Here is a 12,924-nt window from a genome sequence, read left to right on the forward strand (position 1 = left end):
CGCAGGCTCGCGGCGGGCTCCATGCAGCGGGGCCGAAGGGCGCTAGCGTCCGGCAGGTGGACCGGTCGAGCTGGTGGGGGCAGGCGATCTGGGCGCTGCCGTGGCTGCTGTTCCAGTACTTCCCGATCAGCGACCTGGTCACCACCGACCGGCCGGCGGCGGCCCGGTGGGTGGGTGCGGTCGGGCTGCTCGCCTTCACCCTGGTCTACCTGCGGGCGATCGGGCAGCTGGGCCGGCCGCGGGCGCTGCGGGCGGACTTCGTGGTGATGGTCGGGCTCGCCGCCGCCCTCGCCGTCGGCTTCGGCGCCGACTGGTCGGGCCTGATGATCTACGTCTCCGCCGCGGCCGCCGCCGCCCTGCCGTGGCGGTGGGTGTGGCCCGCGGTGGTCGCCGCGGCCCTGCTCTGCCTGGTCGTCATCCTCGCCGACGAGGACTCCGGCCTGCTGTTCCTGCCGCCCATCTGCCTGCTCACCGCCTTCGGCATCAGCGGCACCGGCTACCTGATGACGGTCAACCGGGAGCTGCAGGAGGCCCGCGAGGAGCTCGCCCGCAGCGCGGTCGCGGAGGAGCGGATGCGCTTCGCCCGCGACCTGCACGACCTGCTGGGCCACTCGCTGTCGCTGATCGCGCTGAAGAGCGAGCTGGCCCGCCGGCTGGCCGAGGTCGACCCGCCGCGGGCGCGGCAGGAGATGGCCGACGTGGAGGAGGCCGCCCGCCGGGCGCTGGCCGAGGTGCGGGACGCGGTGAGCGGGTACCGGCAGGTCAGCTGCGCGCAGGCGCTCGCCGAGGCCCGCGCCGCGCTCACCGGGGCCGGGGTCGCCGTCCGGCTGCCCGACGTGGTGCCGGTGCTCCCCGGCGGGGTCGACGCCGCGCTGGGCTGGGTGGTGCGGGAGGCGACGACGAACGTGCTGCGGCACAGCGGCGCCGCCCGGGTGACCGTCGAGCTCACCGAGGACGGCGTCCGGGCGGTGCTCACCGTCACCGACGACGGAGCCGGCACCGGGGAGCGGCTCACCGTGCTGGGCGGCTCCGGGGCGGGGCTCGCCGGGCTGCGGGAGCGGGTGGCCGCCCTGGGCGGGGAGCTGGCGGCCGGGCCCGTGGACGGCGGCGGCTACCGGGTGCGCGCCGAGGTGCCGCTGCTGCCCGCGGCGGTGACCGCGTGACCATCCGGGTGCTCCTGGCCGAGGACCAGACGCTGGTGCGCGGGGCGCTGCGGGCGCTGCTGGACCTCGAGGACGACATCGAGGTGGTGGCCGAGGTGGGCCGGGGCGACCTGGTGCTGGCCGCCGCCCGCGAGCACCGGCCGGACGTCGCGCTGCTGGACATCGAGATGCCCGGTAAGGACGGGCTGGAGGCGGCCCGCGAGCTCGCCGCCGAGCTGCCCGGCGTCCGGGCCGTCGTGCTGACCACCTTCGGCCGGCCGGGGTTCCTCCGCCGGGCGATGGAGGTGGGCGCGGCGGGCTTCCTGGTCAAGGACTCCCCGGTGGCCGAGCTGGCCCGGGCCATCCGGGCGGTGGTGGCCGGCGAGCGGGTGATCGACCGGGACCTGGCCGCGGCGGCGCTGGCGCTGGGCGCGACGCCGCTGTCGGCGCGCGAGGCCGACGTGCTGCGGGCGGCGGCGGACGGGGCCACCGTCGCCGACATCGCCGGCCGGCTGTTCCTGTCGGAGGGGACGGTGCGGAACTACCTGTCCTCGGCGATCGGCAAGACCGGGGCGCGCACCCGGGTCGAGGCAGCACGGGTGGCCCAGGACAAGGGCTGGCTGTGACATCGCGATCCTCCGGATCGCACCGCGGCCAGGAGTCGTCCCCGACTCGCGATGAGCCGCTTCGTCGCTCGGTCGCGGGACCCTCCGGGCCCCACTCCTCACGACCGCGTCGGTCGAGTGTGTAAGCCGGCGTTGTGCGGGGCCTGGGCGGTGCCGGCGCCGTCCGGCATGAGCGCGTCGAGGTCGAGCACCCGCACGTGGATGACGTTGCGCTGCTGCAGCGCGGCCCGCAGCGCCCGGTGCACGCCGTCCTCGAGGTAGGTCTCGCCGTGCCACTGCACCGCGTGCGGGAAGAGGTCGCCGTAGAAGGTCGAGTCGTCGGCCAGCAGCGCGTCCAGGGCCAGCTCGCGCTTGGTGGTGGTGAGGGTGTCCAGCCGGATCTGCCGGGGCGGGATCATCGCCCAGTCGCGGGTGGAGAAGCCGTGGTCGGGGTACGGCCGGCCGTCCCGCACCGCCTTGAAGATCAGGGCTGGTCCTCCCGGCTCACCGGCCCCCGGCTGCCCGGGGCCCGTCGACTCGAACCACCCTAGTGTCATTCCTCGACGGCCTGCGACGGCGGGGAGCCCGGGATCGATCCCATCCGCGCGCCCCGTCCCGCGAGCCGGAGGACGGCCGGAGCCGCCGGTCGTATGCTGGCACTCGGTCCACCTGAGTGCCAGGAACGGGCTCGTCGAACCGGTACGGGAGGTGTCAGCCGTGGCGCACGACGACCGGCGCCTGCGGGTGCTGCGGGCGATCGTCCAGGACTACGTCTCCACCAACGACCCGGTGGGGAGCAAGGCGCTGGCGGCCCGCTACGACCTGGGGGTCTCTCCGGCCACGATCCGCAACGACATGGCGGTGCTGGAGGAGGAGGGGTACATCACCCAGCCGCACACCAGCGCCGGCCGGGTGCCCACCGACAAGGGCTACCGCTTCTTCGTCGACCGGCTGTCGGCGGTCAAGCCGCTGTCGGTCGCCGAGCGCAAGGCCATCGAGCGCTTCCTCGACGGCGCGGTCGACCTGCACGACGTGCTGGGCCGCAGCGTCCGGCTGCTCGCGCAGCTGACCCGCCAGGTCGCCGTCGTCCAGTACCCGACGCTGTCGCGCAGCGCCGTCCGGCACCTGGAGCTGGTGCCGCTGGCGCCGCACCGGCTGCTGATGGTGCTGATCACCGACACCGGCCGGGTCGAGCAGCGGGTCGTCGAGGTCCCGGTCGAGACCGACGCGGAGACCGTGGCCGAGCTGCGCTCGCTGCTCAACGCCGCCTTCGCCGGCGCGAAGCTCGGCGAGGCCAGCGACACCGTCGGCGACCTGGTCGACAACGCGCCGCCGCACCTGCGCGCGCTGGTCGCCGGGGTCAGCGCCACCCTGCTGGAGACCCTGGTCGAGCCCTCGGAGGACCGGCTGGTCATCGGCGGGACGGCGAACCTCGCCCGCGGCAGCGCGCTGGACTTCCCGCAGACCGTCCGGCCGTTGCTCGAGGCGTTGGAAGAACAGGTCGTGGTCCTGCGGTTGATGGCCGAGGTGGGACCGAGCACGGTGACCGTGAGCATCGGCGAGGAGAACGAGCACGAGGCGCTCACCGGTGCCTCGTTCGTCTCCGTGGGGTACGGGTCGGGGGACCAGGCCCTCGGCGGCCTCGGCGTCGTCGGCCCCACCCGGATGGACTACGCAGGCAACATCGCCGCGGTACGAGCCGTGGCGCGCTACGTCGGCCAGTTGCTGGCCGAGAGCTGAGGACGAGAACGCTCGATGGCAACCGACTACTACGGCGTGCTGGGCCTGCAGCCCGGGGCCAGTGACGCCGACATCAAGCGCGCCTACCGCAAGATGGCGCGCGACCTGCACCCCGACGTCAACCCCGACGAGGGGGCGAAAGAGCAGTTCCAGCAGGTCAGCCGTGCCTACGAGGCGCTGACCGACCCGGAGAAGCGCCGGATCATCGACCTCGGCGGCGACCCGTACGAGACCGGGCGCGGCGGTGCCGGCAGCCCGTTCGGCGCCGGCGCGGGCTTCGGCGGTCTCGGCGACATCATGGACGCCTTCTTCGGGGGTGCCGGCGGGGCCCGCGGGCCGCGCAGCCGCACCCGCGAGGGCGAGGACGCGCTCATCCGGGTCGACCTCGACCTCGATGAGACGGTCTTCGGGACGACGACCGAGATCACCGTGGACACCGCGGTGCTGTGCGACGTCTGCACCGGGGCCGGCACCGCGCCCGGCACCCACCCGACCACCTGCTCGACCTGCAACGGCCGCGGCGAGGTGCAGAGCGTGCAGCGCTCGTTCCTCGGCCAGGTCATCGCCAGCCGGCCCTGCCCGACCTGCCAGGCCACCGGCCAGGTCATCCCGAACCCCTGCCCGCAGTGCGCCGGTGACGGCCGGGTCCGGTCCCGCCGCACCATCCCGGTCAAGATCCCGGCCGGGGTCGAGGACGGCATGCGGATCCGGCTGGCCGGCTACGGCGAGGTCGGCCCCGGCGGCGGCCCGGCCGGCGACCTGTACGTCGAGGTCCACGAGCGCCCGCACGACGTCTTCACCCGCGACGGCGAGGACCTGCACTGCCGGGTCACGCTGCCGATGACCGCCGCCGCGCTGGGCACCACGCTGAAGCTGGAGACGCTCGAGGGCCACGAGGACCTCACCATCAAGCCGGGCACCCAGTCGGGCAACGTGCTCACCCTCCGTGCCCATGGCGCGCCGCGGCTGCGCGGGACCGGGCGGGGCAACCTGCTCGTCCACCTCGACGTCACGACACCGACCCGGCTCGACGACCGCCAGTCCGAGCTGCTCCGCGAGCTGGCCGCGCTGCGCGGCGAGGACCTCACCGAGGGCACCGGCGCCAACACCGGCGGGCTGTTCTCCCGGGTGCGCGACGCGTTCAACGGCCGATGAGCGAGACCCCGGCCGGCACGCTGCAGGCCGACGGTGCGCCGCTGTTCCTGCTCGACGAGGTGCCGGCCGGTGACGTCCTCACTGTCGACGGCGCCGAGGGCCGGCACGCCGTCGACGTGCTGCGGCTGACCGTCGGTGAGCGGGTGCGGGTCGCCGACGGCCGCGGCCTGGTGGTCGAGGGCTCGGTGCTCGGCGCCGAGCACGCGACGCTGCAGGTCCACGTGCTGGCCCGGCACGACGTCCCGCCGCCGTCGCCGGAGTTCGTGCTGGTCCAGGCGCTGCCCAAGGGCGACCGCGGGCCGCTGGCCGTCGACCTGGCCACCGAGCTCGGCGTCGACCGGGTGGTGCCGTGGACCGCGGCCCGCTGCGTGACCCGGTGGCGCGAGGACCGGGTGGACAAGGGGCTGGCCAAGTGGCGCTCCGCCGCCCGCGCGGCGAGCAAGCAGGCCCGCCGTCCGCGGGTGCCCGAGGTGACCGAGCCGATGAGCACCCGCCAGGTGATCGGGATGCTCGCCGACGTCGACCTGGCGCTGGTGCTGCACGAGCAGGCCCGCCAGCCGTTCGCCGCGGTCGACATCCCGGCCACCGGCACGATCGCCGTCATCGTCGGACCCGAGGGCGGGCTCACCGACGGCGAGGTCGTGGCCTTCCGCGCCGCCGGCGCCCAGTCGGTCCGGCTGGGCGCCGAGGTGCTCCGCACGTCGACCGCCGGCGCCGCGGCGCTGGCCGCACTGGCCGCCCGCACCCGCTGGCGGTGAGGGTCGCCGAGTGAGCAGTCGTGGTCGCTGGACCGCGCGTACGCGCCGGCGCGGACGACCAGTACTGCCCACTCGGCCCCGCGGTCACCTCAGCGCCGCGCTGACGCGACGCCATCAGCGGGTGGGGGCCGGTACGTCCCAGCTGGCCAGCAGCGGCAGCGTCCGCGCGGTCGGCGAGCCGGGCGGCGCGGTGTAGACGACCAGCCGCTGGTCGGGGTCGTGCGGCGCGGCGACGACCTCGATGTCGAAGGACAGCGGCCCGGCGACCGGGTGCTGGATGCGCTTGGGCACCGAGGCGTAGTCGCGGACCCCGTGGTCGGCCCACCACCGGTCGACGTCGGCGTCGGCGGCGCGCAGCTCGTCGATCAGGGCCCGGAGCCGGCGGTCGTCGGGGTGCCGGGCGGCGTCCCGGCGGAGCGCGCCGACCGAGGCGGCGGCGAAGTCGGCCCAGTTGACGACCCGCTCCCGGGCGCCGGGGTCCAGGAAGAGCCAGCGCAGCAGCGAGCTGCCCGGGCCGAACGGGCTGCCGAGCACGGCGGACAGCAGCGCGTTGCTGGCCAGCACGTCGCCCCGCTGGCCGAGCAGCAGCACCGGCACGTGGTCCAGCGTGGCCATCAGCCGCAGCAGCCCCGGGTCGGCCTGCTGCGGCAGCCCCGCGGCCGCGACCCGGCGGCGGGTGGGGGCGGCCAGGTCGCGCAGGTGGGCGTGCTCGACGTCGTCCAGCCGCAGCGCGCCGGCGAGCGCGTCCAGCACCTCGTCGGACACGTTGGCCTGCCGGCCCTGCTCGAGCCGGGAGTAGTAGTCCGGGCTGAGCCCGGCCAGCACGGCGAGCTCCTCCTTGCGCAGCCCCGGCACCCGCCGCGGACCGGGGAACGCCGCCATCCCGGCCTGCGCCGGGGTCAGGCCGTCGCGCCGGGAGCGCAGGAACGTACCGAGGGCGGCGCGGTCTCGGGGCACCCGCCCACGGTAGGAGCACGACGCGGGGTCCTGCCTGGTCCTGCCGTGCCCAGGCTGAGCCGGGCCTGGCCCCGGCCGGTCGGCGGGGTGCCTCCTGTGTCCATGACCTCTCCCAGCACCCTGTCCGGCCGGCTGGCCGGGCGCACCGCGATCGTCACCGGCTCGACCAGCGGCATCGGCGCCGCCACCGCCCGCGTCCTCGCCGCCGAGGGGGCGCACGTCGTCGTGAGCGGCCGGGACGCCGACCGGGCCGCCGCGGTGGTCGCCGGGATCACCGCCGCCGGTGGCCGGGCGACGTCCGTCCCGGCCGACCTCGGCGGCAGCCACGCCCAGCTGCGCGCCTTCGCCGCCGCGGCGACCGAGGCGCTGGGCGGCCGCGTCGACGTCCTGGTCAACAACGCCGGCATCTACCCGGTCGGCGCCACCGAGGACCTCGCCGACGCCGACCTGGACGCGCTGCTGGCGGTGAACGTCCGGGCCCCGCACGTCCTCGTCGCCGCGATCGCCCCAGCCATGGCCGCCCGCGGCTCCGGGGCGATCGTGACCGTCGGCTCGTGGATGGCGCGGGTGGGCAGCCCGTTCGGCGCGATGTACACCGCGACCAAGGCCGCCGACGAGCAGCTGACCCGCAGCTGGGCGGCGGAGTACGGGCCGCGCGGCGTGCGGGTCAACACCGTGGCCCCCGGCGTGACCCTGACCCCGGGCAACGAGGCCGCCGGCGCCGTGCTGGACGCGATGGCGGCGGCGACCCCGGCCGGCGTCGTCGTCCGGCCCGACGACGTGGCCCGCGGCGTGCTCTACCTGGTCTCCGACGACGCGGCGATGGTGCACGGCACCACGTTGTCCGTGGACGGCGGCATCTCGGCCACCCGGCCGGCCTGACCGGTCGCCGGGCGGGTGGTCAGGCCACCTCGACGATGCTGCGGGTGACCGCAGCCTGCTCGGTGAGCACGCCGCCGATCATGTGCTGGGTCTCGTTGATCCGCTCCACGATGTCCCGGATGGAGGCCAGCGCCCCGACGACGTCCTGGACGTCGCCCTGGATCGCCGCCACCCGGCTGCTGACCTCGTCGGTGGCCCGGGCGGTCTCCCGGGCCAGCTCCTTGACCTCGCCGGCGACGACGGCGAAGCCCTTTCCCGCCTCGCCGGCGCGGGCCGCCTCGATCGTGGCGTTGAGCGCGAGCAGGTTGGTCTGCTCGGCGATGCCGGTGATCACCTTGACCACCTTGTCGATCTCCGCGCTGGAGCGGCCGAGCCCAGCGGCGTACCCGCCGGCCCGGCCGGCGACCTGCTGGCCCTCACCGGCGACCCGGGTGGCCTCGGCGACGTTGCGCGCCACCTCGTCGATGGAGGCGACCATCTCCCGCCCGGCCACGGCGATCCGCTCGGTGGCCGCGATCCGCTGCATGGTCTGGCTGATCAGGAAGGCGGTGTTGTGCAGCGCGTCGCGGCGGCTGGCGGCGAGCACCAGCGTGCGGGTGGCGAAGAAGTCCATCGTGCCGACCACCCGGCCGTCGACCGTGATGGGCAGGCAGACCCCGGACCGCACCCCGGCCGCGCGGGCGGCCGGCGCCCGCACGCAGTCGTGCACCTGGCCGAGGTCCTCGACGAACACCAGGTCCCCGGCGGCCCAGGTGCGCCCGGCGACGCCGACGCCCCGGGCGAAGCCCGCGCCGCGGCTGATCGACGCGAACTCCGCACCGAGGTCACCGGACGCCTGGGACAGCCGCAGGGTGGCCGAGGCGTCGTCGAGGGCCCACCAGGAGCCGTAGTGCCAGTCGAACTCCCGGCGGATGGTCTCCAGCGCGGTCCTGATCGCCTCGTCGACCGTCCGCGCCTGCGCCAGGTCGCGGAGCAGGCTGTTGACCGCGGCGAGGTCGCCGGAGGCGCGGTCCTGGTCCTGGGCCCCGGCGACCCGGGCGAAGGCCTGGGAGACCAGCAGCCCGACGGCGCGGAGGGCGGCGAGCCGCTCGGCCGAGGGGCTCAGCGTCTCGGTGGCGAAGAAGTCCATGGTGCCGACGACGGCGCCGTCGCGGACCACCGGGAAGCAGATGCCGCTGCGGACCCCGGCCCGCTGCGCCGCGGGTGCGCGGACGCAGTCGGTGAGCTCGCCGAGGTCGGGCACGAACACCAGGTCGCGGGCCCGCCAGGCGCGCCCGGACAGCCCCACCCCCTGCGCGAAGGAGGCGGCCAGGGTGACCTGCCGGAACTCCTGCCCGGCGTCGCCGGACTCGACGGCGAAGTGCAGCCGGCCGTCCTCCGGCGCGATGGTCCAGTACGAGCCGTAGGCCCAGCCGAAGGCCTCCCGCACGGTGTCCAGGGCGGCGCGGGCGACCGACGCGGCGTCGGTGGCCCGGTCGAGGGCGGTCAGCACACGGGTGACGGCGGTGACGTCGGAGCGGGCCTCGGCGAGCTCGGCGGTGTGGTCGGGGGCCTTCTGGCGGAACGCGGCGATGCGCATGTCGGTCCTCTGCTCGGGACTCCGCCGGCGGTGTCGACGCGTCCGGTGCAGTCCTCGGCGCGGTGATCACGGCGGTGAAGTCGAACCAACCGGGTTGCGCACGACCAGACGTACTGTCTCGTCTCGTTGACCGGCACCGCCTAGGGTCGACGGCATGAGCGAGCCGCCGAGCGACTGCCTGTTCTGCCGCATGGTCGCGGGGGAGATCGCGCCGGACGTCGTCCGGGAGACCGACCGCACGCTCGCCTTCCGCGACATCAACCCGCAGGCGCCCACGCACGTGCTGGTGGTCCCGCGCGAGCACCACGCCACGCTCGGCGCGCTGACCGCCGCCGACCCCGGGCTCACCGGCGAGCTGGTCGCCGCCGCGCACGCCGTCGCGCTGCAGGAGGGGCTGGTCGCCGACGGCGGCGCGGAACCGGGCTACCGGCTGGTGGCGAACACCGGGCCGCAGGCCGGGCAGACGGTGCACCACGTCCACCTGCACGTGCTGGGCGGGCGCGGGCTGGGCTGGCCGCCGGGCTGAACGTCACGCTGCGTCGAGCCGGGCCGCGGGCGGCCGGGCGCGCGTAGACTGGCTCGGGTCACAGCCCCGTCGCAGGAAGGCAGGGTCGAGCGTACTTGCCCGACACCGCACCAGACGCCGCCCCCGCCGCCCCCGGCGCGGCCACGCAGCGTGAGCTCTCCGCGCGCGCCGCGGGAGCCGGCACCCCGGACGCGCCGCCCGCTGTCCGCACCTCCCTCACCGTCCCGGACAGCGTCTCGATGGTCGCCCTCCTGGGCCAGTCCGACGAGCTGCTCCGTCTGGTCGAGAGCGAGCTCGCCGCCGACGTGCACGTCCGCGGCAACGAGATCGCGATCACCGGGCAGCCGGCCGACAACGCCTTCGCCGTCCGGGTCTTCGACGAGCTGATCGCGCTGCTCGCCACCGGTCAGGCGCTGCGCCCGGACTCGGTGCGCCGTGTCGTGGCGATGCTGAAGGCCGGCGGCTCCGAGCGCCCGGCCGACGTCCTCAGTCTGGACATCATCAGCCGCCGGGGCCGCACCATCCGGCCCAAGACGCTGAACCAGAAGCGCTACGTCGACGCCATCGACAAGAACAGCGTCGTGTTCGGCATCGGCCCGGCGGGCACCGGCAAGACCTACCTCGCGATGGCCAAGGCCGTGCAGGCGCTGCAGACCAAGCAGGTCAACCGGATCATCCTGACCCGGCCGGCGGTCGAGGCCGGCGAGCGGCTGGGCTTCCTGCCCGGCTCGCTGTCGGACAAGATCGATCCGTACCTGCGCCCGCTCTACGACGCGCTGCACGACATGGTCGACCCCGAGTCGATCCCGCGGCTGATGGCGGCGGGCACCATCGAGGTCGCCCCGCTGGCCTACATGCGCGGCCGCACGCTCAACGACGCGTTCGTCATCCTCGACGAGGCGCAGAACACCACCGCCGAGCAGATGAAGATGTTCCTCACCCGGCTCGGCTTCGGCTCGAAGATGGTCGTCACCGGCGACGTCACCCAGGTCGACCTGCCCGGTGGCGCGCAGAGCGGTCTGCGGATCGTCCGGGAGATCCTCGACGGCATCGACGACGTGCACTTCAGCACGCTGACCAGCACCGACGTGGTCCGGCACCGGCTGGTCGGGGACATCGTCGACGCCTACGAGCGCTTCGACGCCACCCGGCAGCCGGCCGCCACCGGCCCGGCGCGGGCCAGCCGGCCCGCCCGGTCCACCCGGCAGCAGGGGAGCTGAGCGGCGTGCCCGTCGAGGTCGCCAACGAGTCCGAGATCGCCGTCGACGAGCAGGCGCTGGCCGGCGTCTGCCGGTACGTGCTGGACTCCCTGGACGTCAGCCCGCTGGCCGAGCTCTCCGTGCTCTGCGTGGACGTCGACTACATGGCCAGCCTGCACGAGCGGTGGATGGGCGAGAAGGGCCCGACCGACGTGCTGGCCTTCCCGATGGACGAGCTGGACACCGCCCGCCCCGACGACCCGGACCCCGGTCCGGCGCTGCTCGGCGACGTGGTGCTCTGCCCGGCCGTCGCGGTCCGCCAGGCCCGCGCCGCCGGCCACTCGATGGCCGACGAGCTCCTCCTGCTCGCCACCCACGGCGTGCTCCACCTGCTCGGCTACGACCACATGGAGCCCGACGAGGAGAAGGAGATGTTCGGCCTGCAGTCCCAGCTGCTCGAGGGCTTCCGCTCCGTGCCGAGGGAACCGGTGACCGGCGAACCCGTGGAGCCGGGGACGCGATGAGCGCGACCGCGATCGTCCTGCTGGTGATCGCCGTCGCCCTGGTGCTCGTCGCCGGTGTCTTCGCCATGCTCGACGCCGCGCTGCAGCGGCTGAGCAAGGCGCGCGTCGACGAGCTCCGCCGCGACGGGGCCAAGCGCGCCGGGGCGCTGGCCGTCGTCATGGAGGAGCGCGCGCGGCACGTCGCGTTGCTGCTGCTGCTCCGGATCGCCTGCGAGACCGCGGCGACCGTGCTGGTCGCGCTGGTCGTCTACCGGCTCGTCGACGGGCTGTCCGTCGCCGCGCTCACCGCGATCGCGGTCATGACCGTGGTCAGCTACGTGCTCATCGGTGTCGGCCCGCGCACCCTGGGCCGCCAGCACGCCTACTCGGTCGCCATGGCGGCGGCGCCGCTGATCCGGCTGCTGGGCCGGGTGCTCGGGCCGATCGCGACGCTGCTCATCCTGGTCGGCAACGCGATCACCCCCGGGCGCGGCTACCGCGACGGCCCGTTCAGCAGCGAGGTCGAGCTGCGCGAGCTGGTCGACATGGCCGAGGAGCGCGGCGTCGTCGAGGCCGGCGAGCGGAACATGATCCACGGCGTCTTCGAGCTCGGGGACACGATCGCCCGCGAGGTCATGGTGCCGCGGCCCGACGTGGTCTGGATCGAGCGCGGCAAGACCCTGCGGCAGGCGCTCGCGCTGTGCCTGCGCAGCGGCTTCAGCCGGCTGCCGGTGATCGGCGAGAACGTCGACGACATCATCGGCGTCGTCTTCCTCAAGGACCTGGTGCGCCGCTCGCAGGGCTCCTCGGACTCCCGGGCCAGCGAGCCGCGGATCGAGGAGCTGATGCGCCCGGCCTCGTTCGTGCCGGAGTCCAAGCCGGTCGACGAGCTGCTCCGCGAGATGCAGGCCTCGCGCACCCACATGGCCGTCGTCGTCGACGAGTACGGCGGCTTCGCCGGGCTGGTCACCATCGAGGACATCCTCGAGGAGATCGTCGGCGAGATCGCCGACGAGCACGACGCCGTGCAGCGCCCCCCGGTCGAGGAGCTGCCCGACGGCTCGGTGCGGATCACCGCCCGGCTGCCTGTCGAGGACCTCGCCGACCTGTTCAAGGTCGAGCTGCCCGAGGACGACGGCGTCGAGACCGTCGGCGGGCTGCTCGCCCGCGAGCTGGGCGTGGTGCCGATCGAGGGCTCCGAGGCCGTGGTCGGCGGGCTCCGGCTGGTCGCCGAGAGCACCGGCGGCCGGCGCAACCAGATCGACACGATCCTGGTCTGCCGGGTGGCCGAGCCGCGCACCGACGACGAGGTCGCCGCCGACCAGCCCGCCCGGGAGCGTGAGCACGTCGCCGTGGAAGGCTGAGGAAGGACCCTCCCGCCCCCCACCGCTCACACGCTCGCGGCGGGCCCCTGCGGGAGGGCCGGACCGACGGACGGGAGACTCCTCTGGTGACCGCCGCAGAGCTGGACCCCGAGGACGCCAAGCTGATCACCCTGGCCCGCTCGGCGCGCGGCCGGACCGGTGCCGCCGAGGGCGCCGCGGTGCGCGACACCGACGGCCGCACCTACCTGGCGGCGACGGTCTCGCTCGCCTCGCTGCAGCTGTCGGCGCTGCAGGCCGCGGTCGCGGCCGCGGTGTCCAGCGGGGTGCAGGGCCTGGAGGCCGCGGCCGTGGTGACCAGCGCCGATGAGGTGGAGCCGGCCGGGCTGGCCGCGGTGCACGACCTGACGCCCGCGGCGCCGGTGCTGCTCGCCGGCCCCGACGGCGTCCTCCGCACCACCGCCTGACGGAACGGGCTCGCTCGGGCGCGGGGGACGAGCTCGTTCCCTTATGGTGCGCCCATGCAGAAGGACCCCCTCCTCCCCACCCCTCGCGG

General features: G+C 75.2%; 14 protein-coding genes. 11 read left to right on the forward strand and 3 right to left on the reverse strand.

Annotated features, from left to right (window positions below; all coding sequences use genetic code 11):
* Positions 1-56: 56 nt before the first annotated feature.
* Positions 57-1,163 (forward strand): sensor histidine kinase, encoded by a 1,107-nt coding sequence (locus tag MODMU_RS08410; RefSeq protein WP_014739794.1) that lies wholly within the window; start codon positions 57-59, stop codon positions 1,161-1,163.
* Positions 1,160-1,768: a response regulator transcription factor gene (locus tag MODMU_RS08415; RefSeq protein WP_014739795.1), complete on the forward strand. Its 609-nt coding sequence runs from the start codon at positions 1,160-1,162 to the stop codon at positions 1,766-1,768. The genes MODMU_RS08410 and MODMU_RS08415 overlap by 4 nt, the downstream gene beginning before the upstream one ends.
* 98 nt (positions 1,769-1,866) lie before the next feature.
* On the opposite strand, the gene MODMU_RS08420 is transcribed toward MODMU_RS08415, so the two are convergent.
* Positions 1,867-2,304, reverse strand: coding sequence for a type II toxin-antitoxin system VapB family antitoxin (locus MODMU_RS08420; protein WP_430699189.1), 438 nt, complete (start codon positions 2,302-2,304; stop codon positions 1,867-1,869).
* Between the two features lie 160 nt (positions 2,305-2,464).
* On the opposite strand from MODMU_RS08420, the gene hrcA reads away from it, so the two are divergent.
* The 3 genes from hrcA to MODMU_RS08435 are packed head-to-tail and all read left to right on the forward strand — an operon-like array spanning position 2,465 to position 5,400.
* Complete coding sequence (gene hrcA / locus MODMU_RS08425; protein WP_014739797.1) at positions 2,465-3,487, forward strand: heat-inducible transcriptional repressor HrcA; 1,023 nt, start codon at positions 2,465-2,467, stop codon at positions 3,485-3,487.
* 15 nt (positions 3,488-3,502) lie between these two features.
* Complete coding sequence (gene dnaJ, locus MODMU_RS08430; RefSeq protein ID WP_014739798.1) at positions 3,503-4,642, forward strand: molecular chaperone DnaJ; 1,140 nt, start codon at positions 3,503-3,505, stop codon at positions 4,640-4,642.
* A complete protein-coding gene (locus tag MODMU_RS08435) occupies positions 4,639-5,400 on the forward strand; it encodes a 16S rRNA (uracil(1498)-N(3))-methyltransferase (RefSeq protein WP_014739799.1) in 762 nt (253 codons plus the stop codon). Before dnaJ ends, MODMU_RS08435 begins: the two co-directional genes overlap by 4 nt.
* 114 nt (positions 5,401-5,514) lie before the next feature.
* On the opposite strand, the gene MODMU_RS08440 is transcribed toward MODMU_RS08435, so the two are convergent.
* On the reverse strand, positions 5,515-6,357 hold the full coding sequence (locus tag MODMU_RS08440; RefSeq protein WP_014739800.1) for a helix-turn-helix domain-containing protein: 843 nt from the start codon (positions 6,355-6,357) through the stop codon (positions 5,515-5,517).
* A gap of 102 nt (positions 6,358-6,459) precedes the next feature.
* On the opposite strand from MODMU_RS08440, the gene MODMU_RS08445 reads away from it, so the two are divergent.
* Positions 6,460-7,239, forward strand: a complete 780-nt coding sequence (locus MODMU_RS08445) for an SDR family NAD(P)-dependent oxidoreductase (RefSeq protein ID WP_014739801.1) — start codon at positions 6,460-6,462, stop codon at positions 7,237-7,239.
* 19 nt (positions 7,240-7,258) lie between these two features.
* Here the strand turns inward: MODMU_RS08445 and MODMU_RS29990 are convergent, their stop codons facing one another.
* Positions 7,259-8,818 carry a GAF domain-containing protein gene (locus MODMU_RS29990; protein ID WP_014739802.1) on the reverse strand — a complete coding sequence of 520 codons (1,560 nt, stop codon included), beginning with the start codon at positions 8,816-8,818 and terminating at the stop codon, positions 7,259-7,261.
* Positions 8,819-8,972: 154 nt separating this feature from the next.
* On the opposite strand from MODMU_RS29990, the gene MODMU_RS08455 reads away from it, so the two are divergent.
* The 5 genes from MODMU_RS08455 (at position 8,973) to MODMU_RS08475 (ending at position 12,835) form a co-directional block, all read left to right on the forward strand.
* Positions 8,973-9,344 carry a histidine triad nucleotide-binding protein gene (locus MODMU_RS08455; protein WP_014739803.1) on the forward strand — a complete coding sequence of 124 codons (372 nt, stop codon included), beginning with the start codon at positions 8,973-8,975 and terminating at the stop codon, positions 9,342-9,344.
* Between the two features lie 95 nt (positions 9,345-9,439).
* The gene (locus MODMU_RS08460) at positions 9,440-10,564 is read left to right on the forward strand and encodes a PhoH family protein (RefSeq protein WP_014739804.1); all 1,125 of its coding nucleotides are present in this window, start codon (positions 9,440-9,442) and stop codon (positions 10,562-10,564) included.
* 5 nt (positions 10,565-10,569) lie between these two features.
* A complete protein-coding gene (gene ybeY / locus MODMU_RS08465) occupies positions 10,570-11,067 on the forward strand; it encodes an rRNA maturation RNase YbeY (RefSeq protein ID WP_014739805.1) in 498 nt (165 codons plus the stop codon).
* Positions 11,064-12,410: a hemolysin family protein gene (locus MODMU_RS08470; protein ID WP_014739806.1), complete on the forward strand. Its 1,347-nt coding sequence runs from the start codon at positions 11,064-11,066 to the stop codon at positions 12,408-12,410. The genes ybeY and MODMU_RS08470 overlap by 4 nt, the downstream gene beginning before the upstream one ends.
* 86 nt (positions 12,411-12,496) lie before the next feature.
* On the forward strand, positions 12,497-12,835 hold the full coding sequence (locus tag MODMU_RS08475) for a hypothetical protein (RefSeq protein ID WP_014739807.1): 339 nt from the start codon (positions 12,497-12,499) through the stop codon (positions 12,833-12,835).
* Positions 12,836-12,924: the final 89 nt, after the last annotated feature.

The sequence above is a fragment of the Modestobacter italicus genome (assembly GCF_000306785.1).
GTDB lineage: Bacteria > Actinomycetota > Actinomycetes > Mycobacteriales > Geodermatophilaceae > Modestobacter > Modestobacter italicus.

Excerpts from the sequence above, each read along its gene's own strand:
- MODMU_RS08420 (WP_430699189.1), bottom strand. The coding sequence starts at position 2,304 with ATGACACTAGGGTGGTTCGAGTCGACGGGCCCCGGGCAGCCGGGGGCC.
- dnaJ (WP_014739798.1), top strand. The coding sequence starts at position 3,503 with ATGGCAACCGACTACTACGGCGTGCTGGGCCTGCAGCCCGGGGCCAGT.
- MODMU_RS08435 (WP_014739799.1), top strand. The coding sequence starts at position 4,639 with ATGAGCGAGACCCCGGCCGGCACGCTGCAGGCCGACGGTGCGCCGCTG.
- MODMU_RS08445 (WP_014739801.1), top strand. The coding sequence starts at position 6,460 with ATGACCTCTCCCAGCACCCTGTCCGGCCGGCTGGCCGGGCGCACCGCG.
- MODMU_RS29990 (WP_014739802.1), bottom strand. The coding sequence starts at position 8,818 with ATGCGCATCGCCGCGTTCCGCCAGAAGGCCCCCGACCACACCGCCGAG.
- MODMU_RS08455 (WP_014739803.1), top strand. The coding sequence starts at position 8,973 with ATGAGCGAGCCGCCGAGCGACTGCCTGTTCTGCCGCATGGTCGCGGGG.
- MODMU_RS08470 (WP_014739806.1), top strand. The coding sequence starts at position 11,064 with ATGAGCGCGACCGCGATCGTCCTGCTGGTGATCGCCGTCGCCCTGGTG.